We start from the raw sequence: 3,212 nt of genomic DNA on the forward strand, positions 1-3,212 counted from the left end.
CCGGGGTTTCTGGTATTAAGTGCCTGGCGATGACCTACTCTCACATGGGGAAGCCCCACACTACCATCGGCGATGACGCGTTTCACTGCTGAGTTCGGTATGGGATCAGGTGGTTCCACGTCTCTATGGTCGCCAGGCAAAACTGGTACAAACCGGATCTGAATGAGCGTCGTGCCTGTGTGTCACGCTGCTCTGATTGTCTGTGTTGTCGCTACAAGCGTTCAACCGGTGCTCTTGCGAGCTGATAATCGTGTTTCTTTGACTGTTTCCAGTCGAACCATTCATCCAAACGCCTTGGGCGTTATATGGTCAAGCCTCACGAGCCATTAGTACTGGTTAGCTCAACGCCTTACAACGCTTACACACCCAGCCTATCAACGTCCTGGTCTCGGACGGCTCTTCAGGGGGCTCAAGGCCCCGGTGAGATCTCATCTTGAAGGGGGCTTCCCGCTTAGATGCTTTCAGCGGTTATCCTGTCCGAACGTAGCTACCCGGCAATGCCACTGGCGTGACAACCGGAACACCAGAGGTTCGTTCACTCCGGTCCTCTCGTACTAGGAGCAACTCTTCTCAAATCTCAAACGCCCACGGCAGATAGGGACCGAACTGTCTCACGACGTTCTAAACCCAGCTCGCGTACCACTTTAAATGGCGAACAGCCATACCCTTGGGACCGGCTTCAGCCCCAGGATGTGATGAGCCGACATCGAGGTGCCAAACACCGCCGTCGATGTGAACTCTTGGGCGGTATCAGCCTGTTATCCCCGGAGTACCTTTTATCCGTTGAGCGATGGCCCTTCCATACAGAACCACCGGATCACTAGAACCTGCTTTCGCACCTGCTCGACGTGTCTGTCTCGCAGTCAAGCACCCTTCTACTCTTGCGCTCATTGGCTGATTTCCGACCAGCCTGAGGGTACCTTCGTGCTCCTCCGTTACGCTTTGGGAGGAGACCGCCCCAGTCAAACTACCCACCACACAATGTCCTCGATCCGGATAACGGATCTGAGTTAGAACCTCAACAGTACCAGGCTGGTATTTCAAGGTTGGCTCCACCTGAACTGGCGTCCAGGGTTCAAAGCCTCCCAGCTATCCTACACAAGTAATGTCAAAGTCCACTGTGAAGCTATAGTAAAGGTTCACGGGGTCTTTCCGTCTAGCCGCGGGGACGCTGCATCTTCACAGCGAGTTCAATTTCACTGAGTCTCGGGTGGAGACAGTGTGGCCATCGTTACGCCATTCGTGCAGGTCGGAACTTACCCGACAAGGAATTTCGCTACCTTAGGACCGTTATAGTTACGGCCGCCGTTTACCGGGGCTTCGATCAAGAGCTTCGCGTGAGCTAACCCCATCAATTAACCTTCCGGCACCGGGCAGGCGTCACACCCTATACGTCCACTTTCGTGTTTGCAGAGTGCTGTGTTTTTAATAAACAGTCGCAGCCACCTGGTATCTTCGACCGGCCTCAGCTCAGAGAGTAAATCTCGTCACCGACACCGGCGTGCCTTCTCCCGAAGTTACGGCACCATTTTGCCTAGTTCCTTCACCCGAGTTCTCTCAAGCGCCTTGGTATTCTCAACCTGACCACCTGTGTCGGTTTGGGGTACGGTCGTCTGTAACCTGAAGCTTAGAAGCTTTTCCTGGAAGCTTGGCATCAACCACTTCGTCTCACATGGAGACTCGTCATCAGGTCTCAGCCTTAAGGGAGAGCGGATTTGCCTACTCTCCCAGCCTACACCCTTAAACGCGGACAACCATCGCCGCGCTGGCCTAGCCTTCTCCGTCCCTTCATCGCAGTTACAGCCGGTACAGGAATATTAACCTGTTTCCCATCGACTACGCATTTCTGCCTCGCCTTAGGGGCCGACTCACCCTACCCTGATTAGCATTGGATAGGAAACCTTGGTCTTCCGGCGAGGGGGTTTTTCACCCCCTTTATCGTTACTTATGTCAGCATTCGCACTTCTGATACCTCCACCATGGTTTACACCTTTGGCTTCAACGGCTTACAGAACGCTCCTCTACCATGCCCTAAGGCATCCGCAGCTTCGGTGTCTGGTTTGAGCCCCGTTATATCTTCCGCGCAGGCCGACTCGACTAGTGAGCTATTACGCTTTCTTTAAAGGGTGGCTGCTTCTAAGCCAACCTCCTAGCTGTCTGAGCCTTCCCACATCGTTTCCCACTTAACCAGAACTTTGGGACCTTAGCTGGCGGTCTGGGTTGTTTCCCTTTCCACGACGGACGTTAGCACCCGCCGTGTGTCTCCCATGATTGCACTCTTGGGTATTCGGAGTTTGCATCGGGTTGGTAAGTCGGGATGACCCCCTAGCCGAAACAGTGCTCTACCCCCCAAGGTGAGACATGAGGCGCTACCTAAATAGCTTTCGAGGAGAACCAGCTATCTCCGGGCTTGATTAGCCTTTCACTCCGATCCACAGGTCATCCGCTAACTTTTCAACGGTAGTCGGTTCGGTCCTCCAGTTGATGTTACTCAACCTTCAACCTGCCCATGGATAGATCGCCCGGTTTCGGGTCTACTCCCAGCGACTGATCGCCCTATTAAGACTCGGTTTCCCTACGCCTCCCCTAAACGGTTAAGCTTGCCACTGAAAGTAAGTCGCTGACCCATTATACAAAAGGTACGCAGTCACCGTCCGAAAACGGCTCCCACTGCTTGTACGTACACGGTTTCAGGGTCTATTTCACTCCCCTCACAGGGGTTCTTTTCGCCTTTCCCTCACGGTACTGGTTCACTATCGGTCAGTCAGGAGTATTTAGCCTTGGAGGATGGTCCCCCCATATTCAGACAGGATAACACGTGTCCCGTCCTACTCGATTTCACTGCATATAGGTTTTCGCATACGGGGCTATCACCCACTATGGCCGCACTTTCCAGAGCGTTCTGCTAACCACAACACAGCTTAAGGGCTGGTCCCCGTTCGCTCGCCGCTACTAAGGGAATCTCGGTTGATTTCTTTTCCTCCGGGTACTTAGATGTTTCAGTTCCCCGGGTTCGCCTCTCTAAGCCTATGTATTCAGCTAAGAGATACCCGCAAGCGGGTGGGTTTCCCCATTCGGAAATCCTCGGATCAAAGTCTGTTTACCGACTCCCCGAGGCTTATCGCAGGTTACTACGTCCTTCATCGCCTCTGACTGCCAAGGCATCCACCGTGCACGCTTATTCACTTGACCATATAACCCGAAGGCGTCTG

At 53.5% G+C, this 3,212-nt stretch carries 2 rRNA genes; both read right to left on the reverse strand.

Features of this window, described 5'->3' with window-relative positions:
• Positions 1-21: 21 nt before the first annotated feature.
• Positions 22-137: ribosomal RNA gene (gene rrf / locus ABIE60_RS16510) — 5S ribosomal RNA — on the reverse strand.
• A gap of 168 nt (positions 138-305) precedes the next feature.
• Positions 306-3,192 (reverse strand): 23S ribosomal RNA (locus tag ABIE60_RS16515).
• Between the last annotated feature and the right edge of the window lie 20 nt (positions 3,193-3,212).

The organism is Marinobacterium sp. MBR-109 (assembly GCF_040547565.1).
GTDB lineage: Bacteria > Pseudomonadota > Gammaproteobacteria > Pseudomonadales > Balneatricaceae > Marinobacterium.